Genomic DNA, 16,845 nt, shown 5'->3' on the forward strand with positions numbered 1-16,845 from the left:
GTTCAAGCCCGCCTCTCGGTACAGATAATACATCAATAATGGTAAAGCCTTGCAGATACTCTGTGAGGCTTTTTTTGATTAAAAAAAGGCCCTAAGATAATATCATCCTAAGGCCCAAATTATACTTATTGTTATTTGATCTTACACAGATTTAGATTTATGCTTCTTCTAGCTCCTTTTCATAGCTTTTTAAGAGCTCTTGCTGTACATCATGAGGGATAATGTCATATTTAGCAAATTTAAGTGTAAAATGAGCTCTTCCACCTGAAATAGAACTTAGCGAGGTTGAGTACTTATCCATTTCCTTTAATGGAACTTTAGCGGTAATTACTTCAAAGCCTTTTTCACTACTCATACCTTCTATTATGGCTCGCCTACCTTGTAGGTCGCTCATAACATCTCCCATTCTATCTGAAGGTACTTTAACCACTACTTCGTATATCGGTTCAAGTATTTTTGGACCTGCGGTTTTAAATGCTGCACTGAAGGCATTTCTGCCTGCTAGTTTAAACGAAATTTCATTTGAATCTACTGCATGCATTTTACCATCATATACGCAAACTCTAATGTCACGTGCATATGAGCCGGTTAACGGTCCTTCTTCCATTTTTTCCATGATGCCTTTCATTATCGCTGGTAAGAAACGGGCATCTATAGCGCCACCAACAATACAGTTATAGAAAACTAATTTACCACCCCAAGGAAGCTCAACTTCCTCTTTACCTCGAATTGGCATTTTAAACTCATGCCCATTAAACTTATAGGTTGTTGGTTCTGGCATTCCCTCAGTATAGGGCTCAATTACCATGTGTACCTCACCAAATTGTCCTGAACCACCAGATTGTTTTTTATGACGGTAATCTGCTTGTTCTGCTTTTGTGATGGTTTCGCGATAAGGAATTTTTGGACGCTCAAAACCAATGTTTATTTTGTCGTTGTGCTCAATTCTCCACTTTAGTGTATTTAAATGGAATTCACCTTGACCAAATACTAAAATCTGTTTCAATTCTTTTGAATATTCAACTATAATTGTAGGATCTTCTTCGTGCATACGGTGAAGAACTTCTCCCAGTTTCTCATCGTCACTATCGTTTATAGGAAATATTGCTGTTCTGTATTTATAATCTGGATAGTGAATTGCCTCAAAAGCGAATTTGCAACCTTTTTCGTTGAGCGTATCGTTCGTTTTTGTTTCTTTTAGCTTTACAGTAGCCCCTATATCTCCTGCCACAAGTTCTGTAATTTTATGTCTATTATGACCAGCAACGCAGAATAATTGCGACAAACGCTCTTTTGCATCTTTCGTCATGTTTATAAGGTCAGAACCTTCCTTTACAGTACCTGAAATTACTTTGAAGAAAGAAACTTCACCTAAGTGTGGTTCTATACTCGTTTTAAACACAAAAACAGAAGCTGGTCCATTAGGATCTGGGTTTACCTCTACTAAGTCCTTAGTTATGGGTTTTGGCATTTCAGATACATAGGGAACGATGTTTCCTAAAAACTCCATCATGCGTCTAACACCCATATCTTTTTCTGCTGAAACACAAAAAACGGGATATAAATCCAATGCCAATAGCCCTTTATGAATGCCGCTTCTCATTTGATTTTCATCTAGAGTTCCTTTATCAAAGAATAGTTCCATCAAATCTTCATCATTCTCAGCGGCAGCCTCAACTAAAGTATTATGTAATTCGTTGGCTTTATCTTTTTCACTGTCAGGTATGTCAAGTATTTGAGGTTCGCCACCATCAGGTCCCCACTGATACATTTTCATTTTAAGTACATCAATCAAAGCATCAAAGCCATTACCAACTGTAATAGGGTATTGTACTATCACTACCTTACCTCCGAAACTATCTTTAGCTTGATCAATTGTTTGTTCAAAATTTGCCTTTTCGTGATCTAATTTATTTACTATAAATATTACTGGTTTTTTGTATTCTTCAGTATATCTGAAAAGGTTTTGTGTTCCTACTTCAACGCCATGGGAAGCGTCTAAAACCATTAATGCAGTATCTGTAACATTAAGAGAAGTAATGGCTCCTGTTATGAAATCATCAGAGCCAGGGGTATCTATAAAATTAATCTTCTTCCCTAACCATTCTGTAAACATCACTGATGAGAATACTGAGTAACCGTATTCGTGTTCAACAGGATGGTAATCTGATACTGTGGTTTTACTTCCGATATCACCTCTACGGTTGATAACACCACCCTCAAATAACATAGCTTCGGCGAGGGTGGTTTTACCCGAGCCTGAACTTCCGAGAAGGGCTATGTTCTTGATCTCATTTGCTTGATATACCTTCATAAAACTAAATTTAATAGGCTTTCTCAATTACAAATAAGTCGATGACGCATAGCCAAAGGAAGGCTTTTAATAGCAGTGTTGCGGCAGGAGTATTTGTTGAAGTGAGAGAACCATAAGTTAATAAATAAGGGATTTTATACTCCTAAGCCTAGTTTATAAATGAATTGGATATGACTAAGATTAAGGAGTGTTTCAAATTTAACAAAATTTAAGAAATTATCAAGTGATCAGTGTTTTGATTTACAACATTTTGCTTGTTTGTAAACATTATAAATTAGGCAACCAACTTATTCAAATTTTCAGATATAATAGGGTATTGAATGTGATAATTATTAGTTGTAATTTACCTAATGAGAGATTAACCTAGAAATGAATTTTTAATGCAACTAAAAGACTAGGGTATGGTGTTAGAAGGAAATGAGAAGAAGTTGAAAATTATAATCTCTGAGTCAGAAGTAATTTATCAGAGAAATTTATATGAAGCCATAATATTTGCTGCTAAAAAGTATACTATGGCAGGCGTAACTGCAACAAAAGGATTTTTGGGATTTGGTGCTGATGGCCCCAAAAATGGAAATAGAGGCATAAATTTTAAAACTGAACCTCCAATTACTATTGAAATTGTTGATAGAGAAGAGCGTATAGAAGATTTTTCAAAGGTTGTATCTAGCTTATTAGATAAGGCCAATGCTTCAGGTATCGTTTATATCGAATCCGTAAATGTAGTATGTTTCAGGAAACAAGAGGATGCAAAAACTTCTGCAAATCATATCTAGCATCTAAGCTTACGCAAATATTTTATCGGACTTATTTCTTGTTGTTGATTTGAGTGTTAAGCTTATATTTGCGTAAACATTTTTTTCATATGATGCGTAACAAGCTTGTTTTACTATTTCTTTTAGTCGGAGTCAATATATTCGCTCAAACCACTTCAGTAAAAGTAGCTCCAAAATTGGTGTTATTTATTAATATTGATGAGTTACAAACGGATCATTTTTTAGCCTTAAAACATAAGTTTGGTAAAAACGGTTTTAATCGTTTATTAGATGAAGGAACCCTATATACTAATGCACAATATGGTACATTTTCTTCGTTTCATGGATCTAAACGAAGCACTTTACTCACCGGAGCTTACCCTTCCGGCCATGGTATAATTAGCGATAAGTGGTATAATCGTTATGGAAAGGATTCTGAATCAGCTTTTCAATTTACAGGAACCGATAATATTGCCCATCCCGATTCTGGTGATTTTTCATCCAGTAAGAATAAACTAGCTACTATTTGTGATGAGTTGGAACTGTTTACCCGAAATCAATCAAAGATTGCCTCTATAGGTATTAACCCTGCTGATGTTGTTTTTAATACAGGACATAAATACTCTAATATGTTTTGGTTTGATAGAACAACAGGAGAGATGATTACTCAAGGTAAAGATACATTGCCCGATTGGGCCAATAAATACAACTCACATGGTTTTCCTGCTAAAAATATAAATAACTTGTGGGGTCCATCAACCGATATTAGATCCTACCATGAGTATTTAGGAGATCATAAAACTGAAATAAGACACTTCTTATATCAGCTCAAACAAGAAGGGAATACACCATTTGATCGTTTCTCAGGCTCACCTGAAATGAATACTGTATTAAGAGACTTTTCTGTAGCCATGCTATTAAATGAAGCTTATGGTAAAGATGAATATACAGATTTTGTGAGCATCAACTTTACTTGTAAACCCAAGGTGTTAAAAGGTTCTAAGAATTCCTTATTATGTGCTGAGCAAGAAGATATGTTACTGCGTTTGGATCAAGAAATTGCATCGCTTTTAAAAGTGATTGAATCACAAATAGGTACAGAGCATACCCTAATTATGCTAACGTCAACGCCTAGCCAGCGTTACATGCCTGAGCAGATGAAAGCCCAGGGAATGGAAGGTGGTTCTTTTAACGGTAAAAAGATATCGGCTTTATTAAATTTATATCTTATGGCTTTACATGGTCAAGGAAAGTGGGTATTGGGGTATCATGATAGGCAGTTTTATTTAAATCATGATTTGATTAAGAAAGAAGGTTTAAAGTCGTCAGATCTGCGCGATGAAGCGTCTGAATTTTTATTGGATGTTGCTGGTATAGATAAAACGATCTCAGGAAGTTTATTAAGGACAAATACCTACACCCACGGTTTGTTTAAAGAGATGCAAGATTCTTATGCTTACAATAGATCAGGTGATATAATGATATCCTTACTATCTGGCTGGAGCGAAGAAGTTGACCTGAGTGGGCAGAAAGTAGAATCAATAAATCATAACATAAAAGTACCGTTAATTTTTTGGGGCAGTGATATTAAGCATGGTGCAATTTATCGTAAAGTTGAGATGGTTGATGTAGCTGCTACATTATCTGCACTAATGCAAATTCCTATTTCAGAAGGTAATATTGGCGAACCTCTTCACGAAGTACTTTCTCATTAGCTATCTGATAAATATTCCAATCTTCCTTTTTAGTTTATGCAGGGGCATAGATATTGTTTTATAATAATATGTAATCGCTAATAAATGAGAAATCTAATGTTTATGGGGCTTCAGGACTAGTAAGTGCACCACATAAATGTAGATTCAATTCTTTTTTATAACAATTATGTAGGATCTTAAAACGAATGCTTATGTCGATACAAAACGCGAAAAAATTTATTCAGTCTGTTCAAACAGATAGTGTTTTTAGAAGCGAACTTTATAAAGTAGATGGATTAGATGGCCTCAATACCTTTATTACAAAAAAGGATTTGCCATTTTCTGAAACAGACTTTGAGGAGGCGCATAGCATGATGATGTTTAAATGTCAGTTTGCTGAAGAACACGATGAATTGGAAAATACAGTTAACTTAATCAAGTTAATTGCAATGTAGAATTGGTAATACTATAAACTTTTATGCTATGAATTACAGACCGCTTGGATATGTTATGGAGATTTTAGAATCGGTGGGTTTACCGGTTTCTTATAGCTACGATGATTTAGTTTTTGTTGAGAATAATAGTGTTTTGGTGCGCTTTAACGATGAAGATGCAAAACAATTATTTTTCTATTTCAATAAAGATTTGGATACAAATGTAGCTACCTCAATAGAGCCACTTTTACTAGAGGCAGCCTACGAAAAAGGATATACTTTTATCAACTCAGGTAGATATGATATTCGTGAAAAAGATAAGGATAACGAAGAATTAGAAGTAGTATTTCTGAACTAAGGGGATATAAAAAAGAACGTTCCAAATGAAGGGCAATTCAAAATTTGGAACGTTCTTTTATTTTCTAGAATCGTTTATCGGCTAGGCCTATACCATTTATTTTACGGTATAAATCAAGGGCATAAATATCTGTCATCCCACTTATATAATCTAAAACAGATTGTAGTTTCTGATAGGTTGTGGCACCTTCAGCAACCGTAAATTGCTCAGGAATAAATGCCAATAACATTTTTGATAAGGTGTCTTCGGGTGTTAAGATAGCCTGAGAGAATTCGTGTAATAATGAGCCAAGTATTTTAAAGCCAGATATTTCTATTTCCACAACAGAAGGATGCCTATATATTTTCTCAAGTGAAATTTTCTCACAATACTTCATGGCATCTTTGGTACAACCGCTTAAATGATCTGTTAGGCCTTTCTCAAATTCTCCATTCATTATTAAATCATAATTTTCTTTGAAAATTTGCGTACATCTATTAACCAGTTTGCCAATAACAGCGGCTCTTATTGTGGCAATTTGTTCGTTAATATCACTTACCTCTATACAAGCAGTTTCAATTTTTTGGCAAGTACTAGCATCTTCAGGTTCCTTGAGGAAGGCCATGAGGATATTTTTAGTTTCTTCGGTGCTTAATATTTTAAGCTTATGCGCATCTTCAACGTCCATTACACCATAACAGATATCATCAGCTGCTTCAACTAAATAAACCAAAGGATGGCGACAATAGACATCAAGTTCCTTTTCAATGATGCCTAACTCTGCCGCTACCTTTTTAAACATCTGTTTTTCCGACTGAAAGAATCCATATTTCTTTTTATCACTGAGGCCTGATGCATAAGGATACTTAACTATTGACGCCACAGAGCTATAGGTAAGAGAAAAACCTCCTTTTCGTCGGCCATTAAATTGATGCGTTAAAATGCGGAATGCATTTGAGTTTCCTTCAAAATCGGTTAAATCATTCCATTGGGCATCAGAAATATCATATTCGGCTTTTAAGTTCTTGCCTTCGCCACTTTTAAAATAATGAGAAAGTGCAGTTTCACCAGAATGGCCAAATGGAGGATTTCCCATATCGTGAGCCAAACATGCCGTAGCTACAATAGAGCCAATTTCGTTAATAAGTTCATTTTTTTCTCCGTACTCATGGAGTAAATATTCACTAATATTGTGTCCCAAAGAGCGTCCGACACTGGCTACCTCTAAACTATGTGTTAGTCGGTTGTGCACAAAAATACTTCCCGGTAACGGAAAAACCTGAGTTTTATCTTGCAAACGACGAAATGGAGAAGAGAATATTAAACGGTCATAATCGCGTTGAAACTGTGTTCTTTGGTGTTTTATATCTGAAACTCTATCTTCTTGACCTGTTCGTTTAGTCGATAGTAATTGATCCCAATTCATCATGTAAATGTTGCTTTTTGTGCTTTGTAAAAATAGTAGATTTATTGCTACAAGAACGCATAAGAAGCACAAAAAAAGAGGACACATACTTGTGCCCTCCGCATATAATATAAATTCGAGCGGTTATTTTTTTACCACTCTTTGAACTTGCGTTCCATTTTTTACAATATAAACCCCATTGGGTTGGTCAGAGATGTCGATAGCCATTTTTGTTGAAATAGCCTCCTGAGTTTTTATTAAGTGCCCAGAAGTGTTATAGATATTTATACTGCTATTACTATTAACATTACTGATGTTTATGATATCATTCACAGGGTTAGGATATATTACAAGTTCATCATCTCTAGTATTGTTAAGATTCGTACTTGTTGTTTCAGATATATTTATTGAAGATATATACAATTGCGGATTCCCAGTAACTCGGTACACACCGGCTCCAAACGTCATGGTCTCGCTAGTTGCTGTTATCATGATGTTATAATCAGTCCAAGAACCATGATCAGCTACAACTTCTTCATCTTCAACTGTTACACTCGGAATATTTGTGTTATTAGTTTCCCAAGCATACATTGCCATCTTGATATTTGAGTTTTGAACCATTGCATTTATTTTAAGTTCGTAGGTTTTGCCTATTGTTAAGCCGCTAAGCGAATAGGCAAACCAAGCACTTTTATAAAGTGTTGGAACAATACGAAGCCCAGGAAGTGTTGCATAAGCTGATGCTTTATACTGTAGTGTTGCACCGTTATCTTCAGAGCTTGCAAGGGTGAACCCTGATGGCAAAGCATCGTCCATAGTGTAAGTTTTTTCAAGTGTCCAACCGTCAGTTCCTTCTGCAGACCATGCTTGATTAAGTAATGAGGTTTGAGCATTTACAGTAAGTGCTACGAAGCTTAGTAGAATTAACAATGTAGAAGTTTTCATAAAATTATTGATTTTTGAGATTAATAATCGTTGATAAAAAGTTCATCTCAGCGCTTTATTTATTCTTGTATGGAGAATATAAAGGCTGAAATGAACTATAAAGGATCTTAGTTTTTAATAAAACTGATACGTTGAGTCTCTGATCCAGAGAGTTTAAGAATGTACATTCCTTTTGGAAGAGCACTTAAATTGATTCGTGCAGTTCCGTTTCTATTTGTTATGTCCTCGTTTAAGATAAGCTGACCTGTGTACGAGAAAATCTCAAGTAATTGGAATATGTTTGCATTTTCAATGAAGATATTTAAGTCTGACTTAGTAGGATTCGGGAATATTTTAACCAAGTTTTTATCCTCAGTAGATAAATTCGTACTGATGTAATCACCAATTCTTACTAATTCAATTTTATCTAAATTCCATTGCCAATCGCTACCCGATGCTTCAATTTTGAAGGTGTGTAAACCAACAGATAATTGAGCAGTTGATGATGCTACAATTGGAATATAGGTATCCCATTCTCCTGTACCATTATTCGGAATATTATCAGTACAAATAAAGGCACCATCAACATAGGCAGTTATATTTCCATCGGGTGTTGGGCACGAAATATAATAGGTGATTTTATACGTTCCTGATTCTGCAATATTAAAATTATACTCTGCCCAGTCGCCATTATTGACATGGTTTATACCAACTCCTGGATTTAAGTTGACTCCTCCATCTTTTCCATCGGCATAGTCGCCACCATCAGCAATAAAATCTTCAGCTTCAATTACAATTGGGTCAGATAGTTCACCAACGGTAACATTACAAGATGCGCTTAGCTCTGTGTTCTCAGTAGAAGTAGCAGTTATAATTGTTGTTCCTTCAGCTAGTCCTGTAATTACACCATTATTTATACTCACTATTCCCTCAACAGAATTGCTCCAAGTTACACTAGTGCTCGAAGCACCGTTAACAGTAATTGTGGGAACAAGTGTTTCCTGGTTACCGATGGCTAAATGAAGAAATGAAGTGTTTAACACCATTTTGTCAAAAGGAACACCTACATATTCCAGTTTAAATTTATCAAGGTTCCATTGCCAATCTGAAGTACCCGCCGCATTTAACCTGATGGTTTGTATGCCTTCGGTAAGGCTTACTTTTGTCGTCATCTTGTAATCAGCAAAACTATCCCATGTACTTGAGGTAAGCTTTACGCTACCTTGGCTTACACCTTCAAGTAATAACTCTATTACACCATCAGCAACGGCTGTGGCAGCAACAAAGGTTACTTCGTATTCTCCTGCTATGGGAGCAATGACATCATACTCTAAATAGTCACCTTTCTGAACATTGTTAATGGCTATCCCATTGGTAAAAGTATATTTACCAATGTCGCCAACAGCACCTCCCATAGCTGCCCAATCTTCTGCTTCAATTATTAAAGTAGGCTCAACATTAACAATACATGTTGCAAGTACAGTTTCGTCCTCCACGGATTTGGCCGTAATTGTAGTGCTGCCTAAATTAGCATTAGCATTTAATTCTCCATTTGCATCAATAGTGGCAATATTTGGGTTGCTCGATATCCAAGTAAGCCCTTTTAACGATTCGGGTAAAGTACTTGGGGTATAATCTGCAGTAAATGTATAGTTTGCATTAGGAAAAACACTGATTTCACTCGGTATCATTATTGATTCAGGACCTTGTGTAAATGAACTTACAGCATTAAGTGTAACGGCATCCGATTTGTTTCCATCTTCAGAGCTTACTGTAATTGTAAATTCACCTTCAGTATGTGCTGTAACTGTTCCATCTGTAGCAATAGAAGCAATGGCAGGAGCGCTTGAAGTCCATGTAACGTTCTTATTAAATGCATCTAATGGTGCAATTACAAAGCTTAGTATTGGACTATCGCCATTAATTTCTACTTGATTGAAAACTTCATCGAGTAAAATGCTTTCAACATGAATAATGTCTAAGATTTCAAGATTAGTATTCGTTTCATAAATGCTGTTTTCTCCATCTTTTAGAACCGCTCTTAGCGAATAGTTAGTTCCTATGGCTGGAACACTTGCTAAAGAAAGATTTATTTTAATGTCTGTTTTTCCAAGAGCATTAATACTTGCTGTTTGAGATGCTAGTATAGTTGTTCCATCCTGAATTAACTCAATACTTAGTGAACGCACTCCATTAACATTTACCGGAACGTTGATAGTATAATTATTATTACCAACCAATTGATTTGGCAATGCATCTGAATAAATTGTTTCTTCACCAACAATGCCAACATTTACAGTAATTGACTCTGTAAAAATAGCATCTCCATTATGCTCATCAGTAATGCTAGCTGTTACTATTGCAGATTCACCAATTACCTTGCCTAAAACTTTTCCTGTTACAGGATCAACCTCCACAATATCATTATCTGAAGAACTCCAACTTACAGTTTGAGTAGTTGCATCAGCTGGAAGGATGTTTACGTGTAAAGGCGTAGTTACATAATAATCGACCTCTATGGCATTACCTTCGTTAATAGTAATCCCAGTTATGGGAGTACTAACATATGGTTTAGTATCTACAATAATAGTAGCTTCCTTATTACCATCATTACTAATTGCTTTTATTACTGTTGATCCGCTTGAGCTTATTGCTGTAACTACGCCCTGTTCATCGACTGTTGCAATATCAGTATCATCTGATTCCCAAGTGATTTTCTTATTCGTAGCATTCTCAGGCGTAAAAATAATTGCCAGTGATTCAATTTGATTTTGCATAAGTGATATATTAGCAGGCAAAGAAATTCCTGTTAATGAAACACCATCATTGTTCACCGAACGCATTGGCTCTGTTGTAAAATCAAAAACTTGCAACATTACAGTAGTGTAGGTTACATTGTTACCAAATTGGCAGGTAATTGTATTATTTTCTTGTAAATACTCTTTAGGCACATCTATTTCATACACACCAAACCAATAGTTTCTGCCAGGGTTATCTTCACCTCTCCAATCAAGATCTAAATCTGAGCTAAAACTAGGGTTTGAGTGCAATACATTACCGTTAATGGTTATTGAACCTGGTATTTTACCACTATCCCAAAACTTACCTCCAATTCTTAAAACTGCTTCAGCTGCTCCTTCAGGAACAATTACATTGTTAACTTGTGCGCTTAAATCTGTTCGTCCGTCCACAACCTTTCTGAAAACATCTCCACCCGTTGGCGTATTTCCTGTTCCAAATCGTTCACACATATATTTTACTTCCTTCATTTCATCGGTAATTGAAACCGAATTTTCAAAAGTATAATCTAAAATAATGGTTGCATCTCCATTAAGAACAATTGAACCTGGTGCGGTTTTATATTTAGAAACATCGTAAATAGCTTCTCCATGTGTACCTAATGATTCGTCGAAGTATAGGTTTTTTACATTTACACTTTTGATGGTATTTGTACCTCCTCCAAACAGATTTAAATCTATTGTTTCGGCCTGAGAATGAAGATTGTTTAAAATTAAATACACATGGTTATCATTGATATATGCATCAACCTGAACATCTCTATCTGATGATTTGGTCTCTACTCTTGTGCCATCAACATCACTCCACTGCTTATACCATAATAGAAAATCTGTCCATTGCCAATCTCCATTTTCATCTTTATCAAGGAGGGTAGATGGGTATCTTTTGGTTAGATTCCCATCAGCATCATATTCATCACCCCACTCTGCTTTTACAGGAGCAAAAGGCATGGTTAAGGTAATATGAGAAGGGCGTTCTAAAAACTGCATAAACATAGAATTAAAAGGTTTTAGGTTTTCCCAAGCTCTGCGTTTAGGACTTACTTCATCAAGGTAACCCGATACAGAACCAAATTCTGAGACAATGAGTTCTTTAGGAGCACCTAACTTGTAGTTATCGTACCACTCAATCATATCAAGAGCAGCTTCAACATTAGGGCCTGCGCGGTTAATGCTATTAGAGGCTTTGGGCCAATCATAAAGGTGAATACTCCAGAAGTCCATGCTAGGGCAGGCATCCATAAACCCTTGAAATAATACATCCCATTGAAACCAATCGTTTTTATAGTATGGTTCTAGGGAAGTATTTACAGCATCAGGATCTATTCCCCAACCTAAGACCTTCTCAACTGATTGTCTGCCTATGCCATCACCCTTCTCAAAATCGTGTTGTCCCCAAGTCATCCCTCCAACTTTAGGAGCTTTATCACCCAAGCGTTCGTCTAAGGCTTTTTTCACTAAATTGTGATATTCCCAAATATGCTCGTAGCTTGAAAATAGCAATTTACCAGTCATAAATTCCATGTCAATTTCATTTACAACTTCCCAATAAGTAGGCAGTGGCTCTCCTGGTTGCCCTATGTACTTTCTGAATGCATAGTCTAAATATAGTTCTACCCATTCTGAAGAGGCTTCAACATTTTTAGTTTGCCATCCACTCCATGTGGATCCATTATCATACCATGATAGAGTTGGATATAATGGGTGTGGGTTAGTACCCATAATCATGGCTCCTTTGGTTTCATATTGATGCGCTATAGTTTTCTTTGCATATTCATCCTTTAGCCAGCTTCCAAAACCTTTAAACCATAAAGAATCAACATGGTTTCTGTTGTTCTCATCTTCTTCAGATGCTTGAAACTTCCATGTTGAGGAACCATTATCCCTGCCGAAGTACACATCTAAATCATTAATAAAGTAATCTAGTTTATCTTCTTCACCAATCCAGTCAATTTCGGTAGGTGTTGAATGTACGGTGATGTGTCGTTCCCGACCAAAATCGGAAACGCCGTTTACAGAATGTTTAATGTTTAGATTAACATCAACATTCACCTGTGCAATCATATGCGCCATTGTTATGGACATAACAGCACTAAGTAATAATTTTTTAATTTTCATGATTTCGATTTATTAGTAGATTAACATACTAAATGTATCGATCTATTGTTCAGGCTTTAAGGGGTGTTGTGACTCAAGTGTGGGTTTATTCGATAACTTGTAACCATAGGGGTTGATATGATAACCAACCGTGTTAATATATTAGATTACCGAAATCTAGACTTTAACGTGTCAGAAATATATTTGATTAAACCGATTATACAATAACATAGTTGGCGCAGTAGCTACATTATATTCATCTAACCCTATTGTATTTATATTACTTATATGTAGTAGTATAACTTGTTTTTTCTCATTGTCATATTGTGTAGCATTATTTTAAATACCCCCGACTAAATTTTCATATAATGATGAGATGTAACTCATTTATGTATAGCGGAGTATTAATATACTTAATAGATAACCGTTCTATAATGCTTCATTTCTTTATCTAGTACTTTTGCTTTGCCATTGGTTACTTTATCCAATAAAGCCCAAAATCTAGGTCCGTGGTTTTTTTCAACAGTGTGGCAAAGCTCATGTAAAATTACGCTATCAATTAAATTATCAGGTAAGCGCATTAAATGTAAATTTAAATTGATGTTATTAACATTAGAACAGCTTCCCCAACGCGATTTTAAATTCTTAATAAATACTTTCCGATAACTGAAGCCATGGATTTCAGCCAACTGATGCAGGCGTTTTGGCAGATAGTTTTTCGCATACATACGCATGGCTTCTTCTATTCCGTATCTAATATTTTCTTGAATAATAGGCGATTTTACATCCTGATTTTGTGGGTAATAGATTGTGAGTATCCCATTCTTTAATTGCAATTTTACTTGGCTCAGGGCCGATTTTTTAATTTGTACAGAGAAGTCGCGTGTTTTAAATTGAGTGTGCTCATCAAAAATGGTCAAATCGCTTTCCTTTTCTTTAACCTTAACCATATTTTGCTTAATCCATGCTGCATTATCATGCACAAATTGTAAGGCTTCTTTTGGGTGCATGTGTTTGGGCACAATTACCTTCACCCCCTCAAAAGGTTTAAGTTTTATCGATAGGCGTTTCGCTCTATTGCTTACCTCAAATAATACAGGACCTACATCCTTTATATTAACCATCTCCATAGCTGCAAAATAAATAAAACTAATCAAGTAAACTTATTTGTTCTGAAAATATTATTATATCTAGAAAGGTAGATAATTAATTATTTCTATATTTGCACATCAATACATATTTAGATGTGTTGATGAATAGTTTGGACAATAGAAAAATATTATATAAATGAAGTACATTATTGTAGGAGGTGTTGCTGGAGGAGCTACCACAGCTGCGCGTTTGCGAAGAGTTGATGAAGAGGCAGAAATAATTATGCTCGAAAAAGGGCCACATATTTCTTATGCCAATTGTGGATTACCTTATTATATTGGAGGTGTAATAAAAGACAGGGATAAACTACTGGTACAAACACCAGAAAGTTTTAATGCCCGGTTTAATATTGATATCCGCACATATTCTATGCTTACTTCAATTAATACTGAAGCTAAAAGTATTGAAGTGAAAAAAATGCAAACAGGAGAAGTGTACACTGAAACCTACGATAAGTTAATTCTTTCCCCAGGAGCTTCGGCTGTAAAGCCTCCAATACCAGGTATTCATTCAGATAATATTTTTACGCTACGTAATGTAGAGGATACTGATAAAATAAAAGCTTTTGTTGATGATGAAGAACCCAAAACAGCTGTAGTTGTAGGTGCCGGATTCATTGGTTTAGAAATGGCTGAAAACCTGCATCATGTTGGCGTTGATGTTACTGTTGTGGAAGCATCAAGCCAGGTTATGAATATGATGGATAGTGAAATCGCCGCTCCACTGCATCAGCATTTTAAAGAGAAAAGTGTAGCCTTGTTTTTAGAGGACGCTGTTAAAGAGTTTAAACAAGTTGGAAACATTGTTGAAGTTCACTTAGCTAGTGAGCGTATAATTAAAGCTGATTTTATTATTCTTTCTATTGGAGTTAAGCCTGATGCTAGTATTGCAGAAGAAACTGGATTAAAAATAGGAGAAACTGGTGGAATTTGGGTTGATGAATATTTACAAACTTCTCATAAAGATATTTACGCGCTTGGCGATGCCATAGAGTTTCCACATCCAATTACTAAAAAACCAAGTTTAGCATTTTTAGCTGGGCCTGCTAATAAGCAAGGACGAATCTTGGCCGATAATATGGTTTATGGTCATAATAGATCTTATAAGGGTTCAATAGGAACAGCTATTGCTAAAGTATTTGATATGACTGCCGGTATTACTGGTATGACGCATCGAGGTCTTAAAGCAGCCGGAATTAAACACGAGAGTACTATTGTAAATGCAGGTTCGCATGCAGGTTACTATCCTGGCTCTATGCAAATGATTCTTAAAATTAGTTTCGATCCAGATAATGGAAAATTACTTGGAGGTCAGATAGTAGGTTATAAGGGAGTTGATAAACGCCTAGATTTATTGGCTACGATCATTAAAAATGGCGGAACAATATATGATCTACAAGAAATTGAGCATGCTTATGCACCACCTTTTAGTTCAGCAAAAGATCCGGTAAATCAAGCTGGGTACAATGCGGAGAATATTATGAAGGGTTTATTTAAACCGTTATCCCCATTTCAGTTTAAAAAGCGTAGTGCTAAAGATTCTTTTGTTTTAGATGTTCGAACAGCTACAGAATATGAAATTGATACCATTGATGGAGCAGTGAATATTGATGTTGACGAGATAAGAGATAATTTAAATAAGATTCCGAAGGATAAAAAAATAATGATCTATTGTGGGGTTGGATTACGAGGTTATGTTGCCGCGAGAATCCTTCGTCAACATGGTTATGAGGATGTATACAATTTATCAGGAGGATTAAAAGTTTATAAACAAACCATGGCAGAACAATCTAATCCAATATTTTTTGAGCCCGTACTTACGGAAGTAGAAACAGAAGCACCTATTAAAATAGATACCAAATTATTACAAGTAGATGCTTGTGGTTTGCAATGCCCAGGTCCAATTTTAAAACTTAAAGATACCATTGATACAATGGAAAATGGCGACCAAATGGAGGTAGTCGCTACCGATCCAGGGTTTTATAGTGATGTTGAATCATGGTGTAAGGTTACTGGAAATGAATTAGTAAAGCGCGAAAATAAATCGGGCGAAATTACGGCTGTTATCAAAAAGCAAAAGAAAGCAGTGGCTCCAAACGGAGCAGCACCATCTGCATTGGATCATAAAACAATGGTTGTTTTTAGCGATGATTTAGACAGAGCCCTTGCTTCATTTGTTATTGCTAACGGAGCCGCAAGTATGGGCAAAAAAGTGACCATGTTCTTTACTTTTTGGGGATTAAATGTGATTAAGAATCCTGATAAACCAAAGGTAAAGAAGGATATGATGGGCAGTATGTTTAGTAAAATGATGCCAGGGCATGCAGGCAGACTAAACCTATCTAATATGAATATGGCAGGTATGGGCCGTCGTATGATGAAACTGCGTATGAAGGATAAAAATGTAGATGCCCTTGAAACCATGATTGATAAAGCCAGAGAAAGTGGCATTAACATGATCGCTTGTCAAATGAGTATGGATATTATGGGTGTTGATAAGGACGAATTAATTGATGGTGTTAATATTGGCGGAGTGGCTAATTATTTAGAAGAAGCCGAACAATCTAATTTGAATTTATTTATATAGAGTCTATAGGGACTGAAAGTTAACTTCAACCCTATCATTATAATTTTTGTATTGTCTATTGATACCTCACATCAAAACTTGATGTGGGGTATTTGTGTAAATAAGGTAATTGCATATCATAGAGCAATCATTTTGATTAGAAAACCTATTGTACAATTAAATTCTTCCCATAAGGGCGTTATGATTTGTTGAGTCAAGCCCTGTTTTATCTAACTTTTAATGCTCATATCGATCTTATAATTCAGAATCCATGCTAAACAATTTAGCCTGTTTTGCTATTATAATTGTGATAATTAATACATTATTTAGATTTTCCTTTATATAATTGTATCCATAAATCATTATTTTA

At 35.6% G+C, this 16,845-nt stretch carries 10 protein-coding genes; 5 read left to right on the forward strand and 5 right to left on the reverse strand.

Features of this window, described 5'->3' with window-relative positions; all coding sequences use genetic code 11:
- Positions 1-157: 157 nt before the first annotated feature.
- Positions 158-2,314 (reverse strand): elongation factor G, encoded by a 2,157-nt coding sequence (locus QMO11_RS19635; protein ID WP_282039479.1) that lies wholly within the window; start codon positions 2,312-2,314, stop codon positions 158-160.
- A 401-nt stretch (positions 2,315-2,715) separates the two neighbouring features.
- On the opposite strand from QMO11_RS19635, the gene QMO11_RS19640 reads away from it, so the two are divergent.
- From QMO11_RS19640 to QMO11_RS19655, 4 genes are all read left to right on the forward strand, one after another.
- Entirely contained in the window at positions 2,716-3,090 is a 375-nt protein-coding gene (locus QMO11_RS19640) for a DUF190 domain-containing protein (protein ID WP_068471971.1), read from the forward strand.
- An 89-nt stretch (positions 3,091-3,179) separates the two neighbouring features.
- Positions 3,180-4,784, forward strand: coding sequence for an alkaline phosphatase family protein (locus QMO11_RS19645; protein WP_282039482.1), 1,605 nt, complete (start codon positions 3,180-3,182; stop codon positions 4,782-4,784).
- A 191-nt stretch (positions 4,785-4,975) separates the two neighbouring features.
- Positions 4,976-5,218 carry a Nif11 family protein gene (locus QMO11_RS19650; protein WP_075602644.1) on the forward strand — a complete coding sequence of 81 codons (243 nt, stop codon included), beginning with the start codon at positions 4,976-4,978 and terminating at the stop codon, positions 5,216-5,218.
- A 28-nt stretch (positions 5,219-5,246) separates the two neighbouring features.
- Entirely contained in the window at positions 5,247-5,555 is a 309-nt protein-coding gene (locus QMO11_RS19655; RefSeq protein WP_068471977.1) for a hypothetical protein, read from the forward strand.
- Positions 5,556-5,619: 64 nt separating this feature from the next.
- Here the strand turns inward: QMO11_RS19655 and QMO11_RS19660 are convergent, their stop codons facing one another.
- The 4 genes from QMO11_RS19660 to QMO11_RS19675 form a co-directional block, all read right to left on the reverse strand.
- Positions 5,620-6,963 (reverse strand): deoxyguanosinetriphosphate triphosphohydrolase, encoded by a 1,344-nt coding sequence (locus tag QMO11_RS19660; protein ID WP_282039486.1) that lies wholly within the window; start codon positions 6,961-6,963, stop codon positions 5,620-5,622.
- Positions 6,964-7,083: 120 nt separating this feature from the next.
- On the reverse strand, positions 7,084-7,884 hold the full coding sequence (locus QMO11_RS19665; RefSeq protein WP_282039487.1) for a T9SS type A sorting domain-containing protein: 801 nt from the start codon (positions 7,882-7,884) through the stop codon (positions 7,084-7,086).
- 107 nt (positions 7,885-7,991) lie between these two features.
- Positions 7,992-12,779: an Ig-like domain-containing protein gene (locus QMO11_RS19670; RefSeq protein ID WP_282039488.1), complete on the reverse strand. Its 4,788-nt coding sequence runs from the start codon at positions 12,777-12,779 to the stop codon at positions 7,992-7,994.
- Between the two features lie 392 nt (positions 12,780-13,171).
- Positions 13,172-13,888, reverse strand: coding sequence for a M48 family metallopeptidase (locus QMO11_RS19675; protein WP_282039489.1), 717 nt, complete (start codon positions 13,886-13,888; stop codon positions 13,172-13,174).
- Positions 13,889-14,045: 157 nt separating this feature from the next.
- Here QMO11_RS19675 and QMO11_RS19680 point away from each other — a divergent pair, with 157 nt between their 5' ends.
- Positions 14,046-16,496 carry a CoA-disulfide reductase gene (locus QMO11_RS19680; protein ID WP_282039491.1) on the forward strand — a complete coding sequence of 817 codons (2,451 nt, stop codon included), beginning with the start codon at positions 14,046-14,048 and terminating at the stop codon, positions 16,494-16,496.
- Positions 16,497-16,845: the final 349 nt, after the last annotated feature.

Source organism: Saccharicrinis aurantiacus (assembly GCF_947489045.1).
GTDB classification, from domain to species: Bacteria; Bacteroidota; Bacteroidia; order Bacteroidales; family Marinilabiliaceae; genus Saccharicrinis; species Saccharicrinis aurantiacus.